The organism is Microbispora amethystogenes, assembly GCF_016863015.1.
GTDB lineage: Bacteria > Actinomycetota > Actinomycetes > Streptosporangiales > Streptosporangiaceae > Microbispora > Microbispora amethystogenes.
Window position 1 is genome coordinate 15,551 of record NZ_BOOB01000060.1, and the last position, 14,235, is coordinate 29,785.

General features: G+C 70.6%; 7 protein-coding genes. 5 read left to right on the forward strand and 2 right to left on the reverse strand.

All coding sequences use genetic code 11. The annotated features are described in order from the left end of the window. The first annotated feature begins 22 nt into the window (after nt 1-22). The 5 genes from Mam01_RS32765 to Mam01_RS32785 all read left to right on the forward strand — a co-directional run bounded on the left by Mam01_RS32765 (nt 23) and on the right by Mam01_RS32785 (nt 5,522). Nucleotides 23-697, forward strand: a complete 675-nt coding sequence (locus tag Mam01_RS32765; RefSeq protein WP_204289048.1) for a GPR1/FUN34/YaaH family transporter — start codon at nt 23-25, stop codon at nt 695-697. Nucleotides 698-835: 138 nt separating this feature from the next. Continuing rightward, nucleotides 836-2,446 (forward strand): FAD-binding oxidoreductase, encoded by a 1,611-nt coding sequence (locus Mam01_RS32770; RefSeq protein WP_204289049.1) that lies wholly within the window; start codon nt 836-838, stop codon nt 2,444-2,446. 53 nt (nt 2,447-2,499) lie between these two features. Next, complete coding sequence (locus Mam01_RS32775; RefSeq protein WP_204289050.1) at nt 2,500-3,945, forward strand: MFS transporter; 1,446 nt, start codon at nt 2,500-2,502, stop codon at nt 3,943-3,945. Between the two features lie 9 nt (nt 3,946-3,954). Next, nucleotides 3,955-4,476 (forward strand): ABATE domain-containing protein, encoded by a 522-nt coding sequence (locus Mam01_RS32780; protein ID WP_204289051.1) that lies wholly within the window; start codon nt 3,955-3,957, stop codon nt 4,474-4,476. A 77-nt stretch (nt 4,477-4,553) separates the two neighbouring features. Then, nucleotides 4,554-5,522, forward strand: a complete 969-nt coding sequence (locus Mam01_RS32785) for an MBL fold metallo-hydrolase (protein ID WP_204289052.1) — start codon at nt 4,554-4,556, stop codon at nt 5,520-5,522. Nucleotides 5,523-5,530: 8 nt separating this feature from the next. Here Mam01_RS32785 and Mam01_RS32790 read toward each other — a convergent pair whose 3' ends face one another. Next, the gene (locus tag Mam01_RS32790; protein ID WP_204289053.1) at nt 5,531-9,031 is read right to left on the reverse strand and encodes a discoidin domain-containing protein; all 3,501 of its coding nucleotides are present in this window, start codon (nt 9,029-9,031) and stop codon (nt 5,531-5,533) included. 286 nt (nt 9,032-9,317) lie between these two features. Next, nucleotides 9,318-14,060 (reverse strand): ThuA domain-containing protein, encoded by a 4,743-nt coding sequence (locus tag Mam01_RS37575; protein ID WP_307820178.1) that lies wholly within the window; start codon nt 14,058-14,060, stop codon nt 9,318-9,320. Between the last annotated feature and the right edge of the window lie 175 nt (nt 14,061-14,235).

Sequence of the window (14,235 nt, forward strand, 5' to 3'; positions counted from 1 at the left end):
ATCCCGGCCACCGGAGAGTCCTATGACCGCCACCGAAATCCCCGTACTCCCCGACCTCAACCACTCGACGGAGCGGGCCAGCGCCGGAAAGCAGCCGGCGACCGCCGACCCGGGCCTCCTCGGGTACCCCGCCTTCGCGACCGCGGCGTTCGCGCTGGCCCTGTTCCTGACCGGCTTCAACCAGGTCACCATCCCCAGCACGCTCGCCGCCCCGCTGCCGATCATGTCCCTCTGCGGCGTGCTCCTCATCGGCGCCACCGTCTGGGCGGCCCGCCGCGGCGACGGCTGGCAGGCGACCATGTTCGGCCTGTTCGGCGCTTTTTGGCTGAGCTTCTCCATGCTCGTGTTCGGCCTCGTCAACAGCTGGTTCGGCCAGCTTCCGGAGCCCGCGCAGCGCGGCGCCCAGGCCAACTTCATCCTGGTCTGGCTCGGGCTCATGACCGTGGTGACCCTCACCACGCTCCGCCTTCCGAAGATCTTCGGGCTGCTGTTCCTCGTCATCGACTTCTCGCTGCTGACGCTGTTCATCGCCGTCAGCGTGGCGCGGCCCGGTGCCGCGGGTGACCCGTGGATCCTCCCCTTCGGCATCATCGCGATTTTCTCGATGCCGCTGATCGGCATGTACCTGTTCGCCGGTTCGCTGAACGCCTCCCTCGGCGGCAAGATGTTCCCGGTGGGCAAGCCGTTCAAGAGCTGAAACCAGCCCTGCGCAAACCTGCACTGCTGATTCCAGCGCTGGAACGGTCAGGAAAGAACGAAAACCACTCGATCAGGCGGGCGTCGGAGAAGGGCGCCCGCCGAGGTCGGGTAATTCGCCGATTGAGGAGTGGAAAGCGTGACCGTATACAACCGCCGGGGATTCCTGGCCGGCGCGGCGGCGGCCGGGGCCGGCCTGGCCTCGGGGGTCGCCCTGGGCGGCACACCGGCGTCCGCGGGAACCACCGGCACCCGGTGCGTGCCCGAGTTCGGCCCCTTCGTCGTCCGGCCCGGTGATCCCCGCTTCGACAGCCTGCGCAGCGGGCACAACATGCGCTTCACCGGCGCGCCCGACCAGGTGACCGTGGTGGGTTCGGCCGAGCAGGTCGTGGACGCGGTCGGCGCGGCCGTGGCGGCGGGCAAGCGGCTGGTCGCCCGCTCCGGCGGCCACTGCATGGAGGACTTCACCACCACCTCCGACGTCAAGGCGGTCGTCGACCTGTCCCAGATGACGGCGGTCTACCACGACGCGCGGCGCGGGGCCTTCGCCGTGGAGCCCGGCGCCCTCGTCGGCGAGGTGGCCGAGACCCTCTTCAAGGGCTGGGGCGTGATGATCCCCTTCACCGGTTGCGCGACCGTCGGCATCGGCGGGCACATCCCCGGCGGCGGTTACGGCTTCTTCTCCCGCAAGCACGGCCTCAGCGTCGACCACCTGAACGCGGTCGAGGTCGTCACCGTCGACGCCACGGGCAGGCCCCGCGTCGTCGTGGCCACCGACAGCCCGTCCGACCCCAACCGCGACCTGTTCTGGGCGCACACCGGCGGCGGCGCGGGCAACTTCGGCATCGTCACCCGCTACTGGTTCAGGACGCCGGGTGTCACGTCCACCGACCCCACCCGGCTCCTGCCCCGGACCGGCAACCAGCGGGCCCGGCTGCTCATGTGGTCGTGGGACGCGATGACCGAGCAGGCCTTCACCACCCTGGTCGGCAACTACTGCACCTGGTACCAGAACAACAGCGCGCCGGGCAGCCCGGCGGTGAACCTGTGGGGCACGCTCACCACGAACCACCGCTCGGCCGGGACGCTGATGCTGCTGGCCGGCGTGGACGAGTCGGTGCCGGGCGGCCAGGCGATGCTCGACGCCCACTTCGCGGCCGTCACCTCCGGCGTGGGCGTCGAACCGATGGTCGACGTCCAGGAGACCACCCCCTGGCTCGACCCCCGCAACTGGGTCAGCGACCCCGCCGGACGCCAGAAGAACAAGACCGCCGACCTGCGCCGCAGCTACACCGCCGCGCAGATCGCGACACTCTGGCGGCACCTGAGCGACGACTCCTACTACAACCCCAACGCCTTGGTGAACATCACCGGCTTCGGCGGGCGGATCAACAGCGTCGCGTCCGGCGCGACCGCCGCCGTCCACCGCGACTCCGTCCTGCGGGTCTACTTCACCGCCGGCGGCTGGAGCAGCGAGTACGAGGACGAGACCAACATGGCGTGGGTCCGGAACCTCTACCGGGAGCTCTACCAGGACACCGGCGGGGTGCCGGTGCCGAACGCCGTCAACGGCGGAGCGTTCATCAACTACCCCGACAGGGACCTGGCCGACCCGGCGTGGAACACCTCCGGCACTCCCTGGCACACGCTCTACTACCGCGACAACTACCCCAGACTGCAGCGGATCAAGAAGCGGTACGACCCGCGCGACGTCTTCCGGCACGGCCTGTCCATCGGCCTGCCCTCCTAGCACGAAGCACACCCCCCGCGCCCGCGGCGCGAATCCGGAGCCGGAGGATCTCCATGCTCACTCATCCGTCAACCCGGACCGTCCCCGACGGAATCAGGGGCAAGAGCCTGATCGCCCTGTCCGTCGTGGTGGCCTTCTGGGCGCTCATCATGGTCGACGAGATGGTGATCAGCATCTCGCTGGCCGGGATCGGCCAGGCGCTCCAGATGTCCCAGACCGAGCTCTCCTGGGTCGTCAACGCCTACCTTCTCCCGTACGGCGGCCTGCTGCTGCTCGGCGGCAGGGCCGGCGACATCCTCGGCAAGCGCCGGGTGTTCGTCGCGGGCGTCGCCTTCTACACCGCGGGCTGCCTGGCCCGCGCGCTCGCTCCGGACGCTTGGCTGGTCATCGCGGCCCGGGGGGCCCAGGGCGTCGGCGCGGCGCTCGCCACGCCGTGCGTGCTGGCCCTGATCGTCAGCATGTTCGAGGAGGGCGCGCTGCGCCGCCGGGCGATCAGCGCGTACACGGTCGCGGGCGGCGCCGGCGCCGCCGTCGGGCTGATGCTGGTGGGGCTGCTCGGCACGATCAGTTCCTGGCGCGTGGTGCTGCTGCCCAGCGCGGTCTTCGGCCTCGTCCTGCTGGTGCTGGGTCCGATGGTGATCGCCGAGACCCCGCGCCGCCCCGGGCGGTTCGACTTCGCGGGCGCGCTGAGCGCCACCCTGGGCGTCGTCGCGATCGTCTACGGGCTCACCACCTCGCAGGGCGGCGACTGGCTCAACGGCTGGGTGATCGGCTCCGTCGTGGCCGGCCTGGTGCTCCTCGCGCTGTTCGTGCTGATCAGCAGGCGGGCCCGGCAGCCGCTGCTCGACCTGCGGCTGTTCGCCGACCGGAGCCGCGTCGGGGCCTACCTGGTGCTGATGATCACGCCGGGCGCGCAGATCGGCCTGTTCTTCTACCTCAGCCAGTATTTCCAGATCGTCCTCGGCTACAGCACCCTGACCACCGCGTTCGCCTTCCTGGCCGTCTCCGTCGGCATGACCGGCGCGGCGAGCCTGGCCGTCCGCCTCGAACCCAGGATCGGCGGGCGGATGGTCGTGCTGATCGGCGCGGTGCTGCTGCTCATCTCCAACGCCTGGCTGCTGCGGATGGACATCGGCGACGGCTACTGGACCGGCGTGCTGCCCTCGCTGGTGCTCGTCGGGGCCGGCGTCGCCATGGCGATCATCCCCGCGTTCAGCCGCGCCACCTCGGGCGTCGAGAGCGAGGACGCCGGTGCGGCGTCCAGCGTGGTGAGCATGGTGCAGAACGTCGGGTCGTCCCTCGCCCTCGCCGTGATCGTGGTCATCGCCACCGCGGCGAGCACCCGCGCGACCGAGCACCCGCCGGCCGGCCTGTCCAAGGAGGCCCTCGACGGGTACGTGTTCAGCCAGGGGATGCAGGCGACCTTCCTGACAGGCGCGGGCTTCGCCGTGGCGGCGCTGCTCGCCGCCCTGCTCATCGGCAGGTCCCGGACCTCCTGAGAGCCCGCGATGAGCTACCGGCACCCGCTTGAGGAGACCAGGCTCCTGGAGTCGTTCGCGAACACGATCGACGTCGAACGCGGCGTCGATCTCCTGGAGAGCGTGGCGGGCATGCGCGCCTGGCTGACCGCGCAGGGGCTGCCCGCCCACGTCACGCCGCACGACCTGGCCCGTGCCCGCACCCTGCGGGAGGGCCTGCGGGCCCGGCTGCTCGCCGACGGCGAGCAGCCGGACCGCCGGTCGACGGCCGCGGCGCACGCCGTCCTGGACGGCCTCGCACTCCGCTCCGACGACCCGCTCGCCGCCATCGCCCGGGCCTGGCTCGCCACCACCGCGAGCGGCGAGTGGCCGCGCCTGAAGCGCTGCCCCGACCGGCGGTGCGGCTGGGTCTTCTGGGACGGCTCCCGCGACGGCACCCGCACCCGCTGCTCCCGCCCGCCCATGCTTATCAACGACAAGGTGGTGGCCCAGGCGAGTGCCTCACCTGATGTGCACCTGATCGGCCTGCCGGCCCTGTACGGCCGGAGCTGACCCGGCTCGGCCCGGCGTGACCGGGTCTGGGCGCGCCCACCGTGAGTCCCTCCCTCGGTAGGGTCCCCCTGGGGAGGATGCCGGCGAGAGGAATCGTGAGCGTGGTGGAGCGGGCCGACGAGACGGAATTGCACGGGGCGGGGCTGCACGAGGTGGGGCCGGGGATCTTCGCCTGGGTGCAGCCGGACGGCACCTGGTGGCTGAACAACGCCGGAGCCGTGGCAGGCGACGACGGCGTGCTGATCGTCGACACCTGCGCGACCGAGGCGCGCACCCGGCGGTTTCTCGGCGCGGTCGCCGAGGCGACCGGCGACGTGCCGATCCGGATGGCGGTGAACACCCACCAGCACGGGGACCACTGCTACGGCAACAGCCTGCTCCCGGACGACACGGTCGTCTTCGGGCACGCGGCGATGAGAGAGGCGTTGCTGGCCGATCCGATCATCGACGGCTGCCCGCCGATGTGGAGGCCGGTGCCCGACTGGGGACACGTGACGCGCCGCCCGCCGTCGGTGGTGTTCACCTCCGAGCTGACCGTCCATCTCGGGGGGCGCCGCGTCGACTTGCGGCATCCCGGCCACGCCGCGCACACCCCCGGGGACGTGGTGGCGTGGCTTCCCGGCGAACGGGTGCTGTTCGCCGGGGACCTGCTGTTCAACGGGCTCACGCCGCTGGTGCTGATGGGATCGCTTGAGGGGGCGTTGCGGTCGCTGGACTGGCTGGCGGCCTTCGAACCCGAGCGCGTCGTGCCGGGGCACGGGCCGCTCGCCACAGCCTCCGAGCTGCCGGAGATCCTGGCCGCGCACGAGCGGTACTACCGCTTCGTCCTTGACGCCGCCCGGGCGGGACGTGAGAACGGGCTCACCCCGCTGGCCGCCGCGCAGGTAGCCGACCTGGGCGAGTTCGCCGGATGGGCGGACGCCGAGCGCCTGGTGCTCAACCTCCACCGTGCCTACGCCGAGGCCGAAGGCGGCGAGGTGGATCTCCTCGCCGCCTTGGGCGACGCCGTGACCTGGCACGGCGGGCCGCTGCCGACCTCGGTCTGAGGCCGGTGTCACGACCAGCCCTGCAGTCCGGCTCCGTATGGATAGAGGGGGTTGCCGTAGGTGGTGGGGACGGTCTGGCCCGCGTCGATGCGGGCCCGGATGTCCGACCGCTGGGCGGCGGTCGCGCCCAGGTCGTAGGGGAGGTTCCAGTCCTCGACGGCGTCGGCGAGCACGTCGCCGCCGCCCGGCTTGAGGATCTGGTCGAGGCCGCGTGGGAGCTGCCACGGCAGGCGTCCGCGCGGCGTGTAGTCGCCGAACAGGAGGCCGGCCGTGGCCGGGCCGACCTCCTCACCGCCCCGGTACGTCACCACGATGGCGTCGGCCAGGCCGTTCCACTCGCTGATGACGATGGGCCGGGGGAGGGTCAGCACGACGACCACCGGAATGCCCTGGTTCTTGAAGTTCTGGATGACGGCCAGCTGGTCGGCGGGCAGCTGGGGTTGCTCCTTCACCCAGGCGGTGGCGTGCGTGTAGGTCGGCTCGCCGACCGCCACGATCGCGAGCTTGGGCGAAGGCCCGGTGTCCTGGTAGACGTTGACGCCCGCGGTGGCCGCCCGCGCCTTCACCGCGTCCAGCAACGTCTGCGAGCCGTACTCCTGGTGGAAGAAGCTCGTCCAGATGCAGCAGGCCGATCCGTCGGTGGCCCGCGGGCCGGCCACCACGACGTTGTCGCCCGCCTTGAGCTTCAGCGGCACCACGCCGTTGTTCTTGAGCAGCGTGATGGACTCCCGGGCGGCCTGATTGGCGAGCGCGACGTACGACGGCTGGTGGAAGCGGTAGGGACCGTTCACCGGGTCGCCGTACGGGTGCTCGAACACGCCGAGCGTGAACTTCAGGCGCAGGATCCGGGTCACCGCGTCGTTGATTCGCGCGATCGGGACTCCTGCGAGGAAGGTCGCCATCGTGAACCCGGTGGCTCCGGGGTCGGCCCCGCCCATCACGTCGGAGCCGGCGTTCGCGGCCTTGACCCAGACCGAGGACGGCAGCCAGTCGGTGGTGATGAGACCGGTGTAACCGAGGTTGTTCCGCAGGTAGTCGAGGATCGGTTTGCTGTCGCCCGCGCCCGAGCCGCCCGGGTCGAGGTAGGAGCTTCCGGCGTACCCCGGCATGATGTTCACCGCGCCGGCCTCCATCGCGGCCCTGAACGGGATCATGTGGTACCTGATCGTGACCGCGTCGTAGGTGATCCCGGCCTCGCCGCCCGCGCCCTCGCCCGGCCAGTGCTTGACGGTTGCCAGCACGGAGGCGGGGTTGAGCTCGGGGCCGCCCTGGAGCCCGGCCACCAGCGCGCGGACCTGGGCGGCCGCGACGTCGGCGTTCTCGCCGTTGCCCTCCTGGATGCGGGGGTAGAGGACCTTGGTGCCGACCTCGGCGAGCGGGCCGAGCACGCCGCGCGCCCCGACCTCGAGCTCCTCGCGGCGCTGCGTGTCGCCGAGCCTGTAGTCGAGCGCGTAGTCCTTGCCCGCCGCGAGCGCGCTCTGCAGGGGATAGGTGGTCTGGTATCCGGCGATGGTGTCGCCCGCCGAGACGGGCGGGATGCCGAGCCGGGTTCCTGACGCGGTCAGCAGGACGGCGTGCAGGTCGTTCGGCAACGCCGGGCCGAAGTGCCAGCCCGAGAGCGGGTAGGTCTGGGCGTTGTAGAACATCTGGTACGCCTTCTCCTCGGGGGTCATCCTGCCGAGAAGGTCGTTCACTCTGGTTTCGACGGGCAGCCGCCAGTTCTCGTACGGCTCGATCGTGCCGTTCTTGTCGAGGTCGCGGGCACCGTTGACGATCGGGACGCCGTCGGCGGCCTGCTCGATGTCGGGCAGGTAGAGGCTGAAGGTGCGGATGTTCGACGTCGTCCTCGCGCCCGACCCGCTCACCGCGACGACGTACCACTTGTACGTCCACCGGTCGGGGATGTCCCAGGTGGGCGTGTAGCTCGTGCCGGTCGGCTCGGCGACCTTGGTGTAGAGGTCGATCAGGTTGCCCGAGGCGGTGAAGTCGTAGTCGGTGCGGCTGACGTTCAGCCAGACCTCGTAGCGCACCGCGCCGGAGACGGCCGCCCAGGAGAACGCGGGCCGCCGGGTGTCGGTGACCATGGCCTTGTCGGCGGGGGCGGACAGCGCGAACTGGCCGGTGGTCGCCGGGGCCCTGGTGGGCGGGGACAGCAGGGGAGCGGTCGTGGCCGCCGTGTCCACGGTGCCGAAGACCTGGAACTCCCACAGCGAGTAGCCGTAGCCCGTCGCGCGGGCCGTGCCGGCGAAGCGGACGTAGCGGCCGTCGCCGGTGACGTTCAGGTTCTCGACGCCGCCTCTGCCGCCGGTCGTGGTGTAGATCGGCGTCCACGACGTGCCGTTGGCGGACACCTCGATCCGGTAACCCGTGGCGTACGCGGACTCCCAGTTGAGCGTGACACCGGTGACGTGCCCGGCGCCGCCGAGGTCGACCCGCAGCCACTGGTCGTCGGAGTACTGGCTCGACCAGCGGGTCGTCGTCCGCCCGTCGAGCGCCGCCGCCGGGGCGTTGCCGCCCTCCCAGGACGAGGCCGTCACCTGCTTGTACGCCGAGATCGGCGTCCCGCTCGGCGGCGGGTCGATGGTGCCGCCGCCGCTGGTGTGGACGGCGAACTCCCACAGCGAGTAGCCGTAGCCGGTGGCGCGGGCGGTACCGTAGAGGCGGACGTAGCGGCCCGAGCCGGTGACGTCGAGGGTCTGCATGCCGCCGGTGCCGGTGGTGGTGGAGTAGACGTCGGTCCAGGTGGAGGCGTTGCCGGAGACCTGGATTTTGAAGGCTGTGGCGTAGGCCGCCTCCCACGTCAGGACGACCTTGCAGATCGTCTTGGCCGAGCCCAGGTCCACCTGGAGCCACTGCGGGTCGGCGGCGGCGCTCGACCAGCGGGTGCCGGGGTCGCCGTCCACCGCCGCGGACGCGGGCGTCCCGGCGTTCTCGGTGGACGAGGCGGTCGCGGGCCGGTTCAGCGCGCTGTTGGGGCCGGTGCAGCCCGGCGACGTGCCGGTGGTGCCGTAGACCTGGAACTCCCACAGGGAGTAGCCGTATGCGGTGGCGCGGGCGGTGCCGTAGAGGCGGACGTAGCGGCCCGAGCCGGTGAGGTTGAGGGTCTGCGTGCCGCCGGTGCCGGTGGTGGTGGAGTAGAGGTCGGTCCAGGTGGTGGCGTCGGCCGACACCTGGATCTTGAACGAGGTGGCGTAGGCGGTCTCCCAGTTGAGGGTGACCTGGCTCAGCGTCGCCGTTGTGCCGAGGTCCACCTGGAGCCACTGCGGGTCGCCGAACGCGCTGGACCACCGGGTGCCGGTGTTCCCGTCGACGGCGGCCGACGCCGGTGTGCCGGCGTTCTCGGTGGACGAGGCCGTCGCGGTCCTGCCCTGCGACAGCAGGATGGGCGCGGCCGCGGCCGGCGCGGACACGGCCGTCGCTGCGACGACGCAGGCCACGACCAGGACCAGCGCGCTGAGCACGGCCGTCAGAGCGCGGCGCGTGGGATGGATCGTCGAACGCTTTCGCATGATGGCGATCTCTCTTCGGGGGGTGAACGGGGACGAGCCCTGACCCGAGAGTGATCGCCTTCGAGACTTAGGTCAATACTTGAATTTAGTATCCGAGGGAATGATCTTGACTCTCACGGAAAGCAGCGGGTCAACCACCGGGTCGTACGAGGCCGCTCGTGCGATGAGGGGCGGGGCCGGCCGGCTCATGGGCCGGCCGGCCCCGGTTGTGCTAGGGCGGTGTCCTCGTCGTGGTGACCGTGGTCACCGCCGGGCGGTCAGCGAAGCTGACCGCGGTGTGAGCGGCTCAGCGGCAGCTCGCCGCGGTGTAGGCCGCGTCGTAGGACGACGTGACCTGCTTGCCGCCGATCGTCGCGGTCCCCTTCACGGTCACCGTGCCCGCGTCGATCTGCCCGGCGCGGGTGTTGAAGGACTGGTAGGCCTGCTTGCCCGGGGCCACGTCGGCCACGGTCTTGGAACCGTACGGAGTCGTCAACGCGATGTCCGCCGGCACGTCGCCGTCGTTGACGGCCGTGACCGCCAGGTACGCCGAGGTGCCGATGCAGCGGGAGGAGGCGGTGACGGTCAGCTTGACCTTGGCGTCCTTCGGGGCGCGGACGAGTGTGAAGTCGTCCACGTCGAAGTCGGCCCCGGTGAACACCAGGTAGAGCTTCACGCTCCCGCTGGGGACGTTCGTGAGCTCCGTGGAGACGTCCGAGTACGATTCCCAGCCACCGGTGTTCGGGACGGTGACGCTGCCGAGCACCGGGCCGGTCGGGGAACCGGTCCGGATCTCGAAGCCGCCGCTCGGGTTGGGCGAGGCCACCCGGGCCGTGAACCGGGTGACGCCGGTGAGGTCCACGCCGTCGTACGCCGCCCAGTCGCCGGGGTTGACGTAGCCGAGCACGGTGCCGCCGTGCGCCGGGGCGTGCGGGTAGGTGTCGACGCCGTTCGCCTCGGTCCAGCTCTCGGCCTGGACGGTGACGTCGCCCTCCGCCGGGCCGAGCTCCTTGATGCGGATGTTCCGGAACGCCACCTCGTCGCCGTCGCCGTGGTTCTGGATGCCCACGTAGCCCTGCTGGAGGGACCGCTTCGGGTCGGTGTTGACGAAATCGTTGATCTTTACGCCGTTCAGGAAGATCTGCAGGCGCTCACCCTCCACCCGGAGCTCGTAGGTGTTCCACTGCCCCGGCGGGTTGAGCGCGGCGTCCCTGGCCTTGAGGTCCGCAGACTGGAAGCCGTAGACCGACCCGGTGGTCTTCTCCGGGGCGTCCGTGGCGTCGATCTGGATCTCGTAGCCGTTGTCGACCGCCGACCACGGGTCGTCCGAGGCGGGGAAGCCGACGAAGACGCCCGCGTTGTCGTCTCCGCGCATCTTCCAGTCGAGCTTGAGCGAGTAGGAGTGGAACTCCTTCGCCTTGTACCAGAACAGCCCCAGGCCGCCGTGCGAGGTCAGGGTGCCGTCGGCGTTGGTGAATCCGCCGGGGCCGGCCTGCTCCCAGCCGGTGGTGCCGCCGTTGTAGAGCGTCGTGTAGCCGGTCTCGGGACGGCAGTCGGCCTTGAGGTCGCCCATGGCGTACCTGATGCCGCCGAGCAGGTGCTGCCGGAACTCCGGCTCGGAGAAGGAGGCCGCCGTGTGGCCGCCGCCCGTGTAGAACGACCGGCCGCCCTGATACTCCTTGCACCACGCGATCGGGTGGTCGTCGCCCATCTTGCCGCCCGAGTACGACTTCTCGTCGAGCGTGGCCAGCACGTGTGCGGTGCTGCGGGCGTTGGTCCGGTAGTCGTACCACTCGTCGGTGCGCGTCCACGTCGGCCCGAGGTGGGCGGTCGCGGGGTGGGCCCGGTCCTCCACCTTCACGGTCGCCTGCTGGACGGCGGGGTGCGAGGCGAACCACGCCCCGACCAGGCCGCCGTAGAACGGCCAGTCATACTCGGTGTCGGCCGCCGCGTGGATGCCCACGTAGCCACCACCCGCCTTGACGTACGACTCGAAGGCCGCCTGCTGGGTGTCGTTCAGCACGTCGCCCGTGGTGCTGAGGAACACCACGGCCTTGTACTTGGCCAGGTTCTGGGCGGTGAAGACGGCGGGGTCCTCGGTCGCGGTGATCTTGAAGCCCAGGTCTGTGATCGCCTGGATGCCCGCCGGGATCGAGTCGTGCCGGAAGCCGGCCGTACGCGAGAAGACCAGGACCTCGCCCTCGGCGCCGCCGCCCGGGCCCGTCGAGGTCGTCCACTTCTGCGCGTTGCTGCCATCACACGTCTTGATGACCATCTGGCCGGTGGTCGAGCCGTCGAGGCACTTACCGGACTGCGGGTTCTTGATCGTGCCGTCCGTCCCGATGGTCCAGACCTGCGCGCCGACATTGGCGACACAGTCCCAGATCTGCACCCGCGTGCCGTCGGCGTTGCCGCCGTTGGAGACGTCGAGGCACTTGCCGAGCGAGCGGAGCGTGGAGCCGTTGACGCTCCAGACCTGAGCCCCGGTGCCGTTGCACTGGTAGAGCTGCACGTTGGTGCCGTTGGCGGGGTCGGCGTTCGCGACGTCGAGGCACAGGCCGCCGGCGTTGACGATCGGTCCCGGGCTTCCGCCCGCGGGCGGCTCGGCCGTCAGCGTGAAGTCGTCCACGTCGAACAGCGCGCCGTCGTTGCCCTTGAAGAGCAGGAAGAGCTCGGTCGTCCCCGCCGGGGCGTTCGACAGCGGCGCGGAAACGTCGGTGAACGTCTCCCAGCCTCCGGTGACGGGCACGCTCACCTTGCCCAGCAGGGTGCCGGTCGGCGATCCCGTGCGGACCTCGATGGTGCCGCCCTTCCCGCCGGAGGAGACGCGGGCGGCGATCCCCTTGGCCTTGCTCAGCTCGTAGGGCTTGAAGGAGATCCAGTCGCCGTTGTTGATGTCGCCCACGGTCTTGCCGCCGTGCGCGTTGCTCTTCCCGATCGGGTTGACGCCCTGGGAGGCCCCGTAGTGCTCGGCCTGGCGGTGCCGCGGCTGCAGGATGTGCTGGGTGTGGGTGGTCAGCCCGCCCTTGTCGGTGTATTCGGCGTCGAACACGGCGAAGATGTTCGCCGCGTCGTCGTGCTCGCCGTCGACCGGGATGGTCAGCTCGCCGGAGCAGCCGCTCTTCGAGCTGATCTGGTGGCCGTGGCTGTCGTGGCCGAGGACGTAGGTCATCTTGACCTTCGCGCAGTCGACGTCGCCGTCCTCAGGGTCGGTGACCTTGATCGTGAAGGGGACCGAGTCGCCCCACTGGAACAGGCTGCCCGCCGTGGGAGTCTCGATGGTCACGGTCGGAGCGGTGTTGCCCGCCGTGACGACCACGCTGGCGCTGCCGCTGTTGCCCGCGGGGTCGCGCACCGTGAGCGTCGCGGTGTACGTGCCGTCCTTGTCGTACGTCTTGACCGGATTCGCCTCGGTGGAGGTGGTGCCGTCGCCGAAGTCCCAGGAGTACGTGAGCGTCGCGCCCTCGGGGTCGGCGGAGCCGGCCGAGGAGAACGTGACCGTGAAAGGCGTCTTGCCCGAGGTCTTGTCGGCCTTGGCCACCGCGATCGGGGAACGGTCACGGCCCTTGATGTACTCGAAGCGATACAGCGCCGAGTTGGCGTCGCCGTTGAAGTAGCCGGTGCCGTAGTCGAGCACGTACAGCGCGCCGTCCGGGCCGAACGCCAGGTCCATCACCTGCGTGCCGGTCCACGGGAAGTCGGTGATGTCACCGCGCGTCCCGTCGGCCCGCACGTCGATCGCCTTGATCCACCTGCGGCCGAACTCACCGGCGAAGAGGTGGCCGTCGAGGTCCTGGGGGAACTTGACCGCGGAGTTGAGGGCGGCGTCGAAGTGGTAGACCGGCCCGCCCATGGGGGACTCGGAGCCGCCGCCGAACTCGGGCGGGGAGCCGGCGTCGCCGCCGTACCTGATCCACGCGGGCTGGGCGGGCGGCAGCGTGCGCTGACCGGTGTTACGCGGGGAGGCGTTGACCGGGCCGCCGGCGCAGTCGTACTTCGCTCCGGAGGGACCGGAGGGGAAGGTGAACGCGTTGTAGGTCTCGGCCGCCGTGTTGGTGCCCGTGCAGTAGGGCCAGCCGTAGTTGCCGGGGCGGGTGACCCGGTTGAACTCGACCTGGCCGCTCGGCCCGCGGTTGGGGTCGGCGGTGCCGGCGTCGGGGCCGTAGTCGCCCACGTAGACGACGCCGGTGGCCTTGTCGACGCTCAGCCGGAACGGGTTGCGGAAGCCCATCGCGTAGATCTCGGGCCGGGTGTCCGGGGTGCCCGGCGCGAACAGGTTGCCCTCGGGGATCTCGTAGGTCCCGTCCGGCTTGACCTTGATGCGCAGGATCTTGCCGCGCAGGTCGTTGGTGTTGCCCGCGCTGCGCTGGGCGTCGTACGCCGGGTTGCGGTCGGGCCGCTCGTCGATCGGGGAGTAGCCCGACGAGTCGAAGGGGTTGCTGTCGTCGCCGGTCGACAGATAGAGGTTGCCGGCGGCGTCGAAGTCCATGTCGCCGCCGACGTGGCAGCAGATGCCGCGGTCGGCCGGCACATCGAGGATCTTGACCTCGCTGGCCTTGTCCAGCGTCCAGTCGGCCTTGACGGTGAACCTCGACAGCCGGTTCACGCCCTTCCAGGCCGAGAAGTCGGACGCGGTGGCCGGGGCGTCGCCGTCGGGGGTGTCGAGGCGGGGAGCGTAGTAGAGGTAGACGAACCGGTTGGTCGCGAAGCCCGGGTCGGCGGCGACTCCCTGGAGCCCCTCCTCGTCGTGGGAGTAGACGTTCAGCGTGCCGACCACGGTGGTGTCGCCGCGCGCGTCGGTGCGCCGCAGGACTCCCTCGCGAGCGGTGTGCAGCACCGACAGGTCGGGCAGCACGGTCATCGTCATCGGCTCGCCCATCTCGGCGGCGCCCCTGGCCAGCTCCACGCGCTGGTAGTCGGCGGCGTCGATGGGGGCCGCCTGCGCGGGCACGGCCGGGGCGAGCACGGTCAGGCCCGTGAAAGTCAGAAGTAAGGCGCAGGTCTGCGCGATCCGTTTTCTGGTGAGATGGGTCGGCCACCTGGGGGGCATGGCGGAGCTTCCTTCCCTCGGTGCGGTGCGGGCCAGCTGCACGGTCGTGGGCACGCGTTCGCCTCACAAACCGGCCGCGTAGCGGTGATTCGACCCGAAGGTAAGCCCCTTTTGGAGAATTGTGAAGATAGTTTCGGGAAAACCGCTGATCTTTCGTTACCTTGTGACGAAAGTT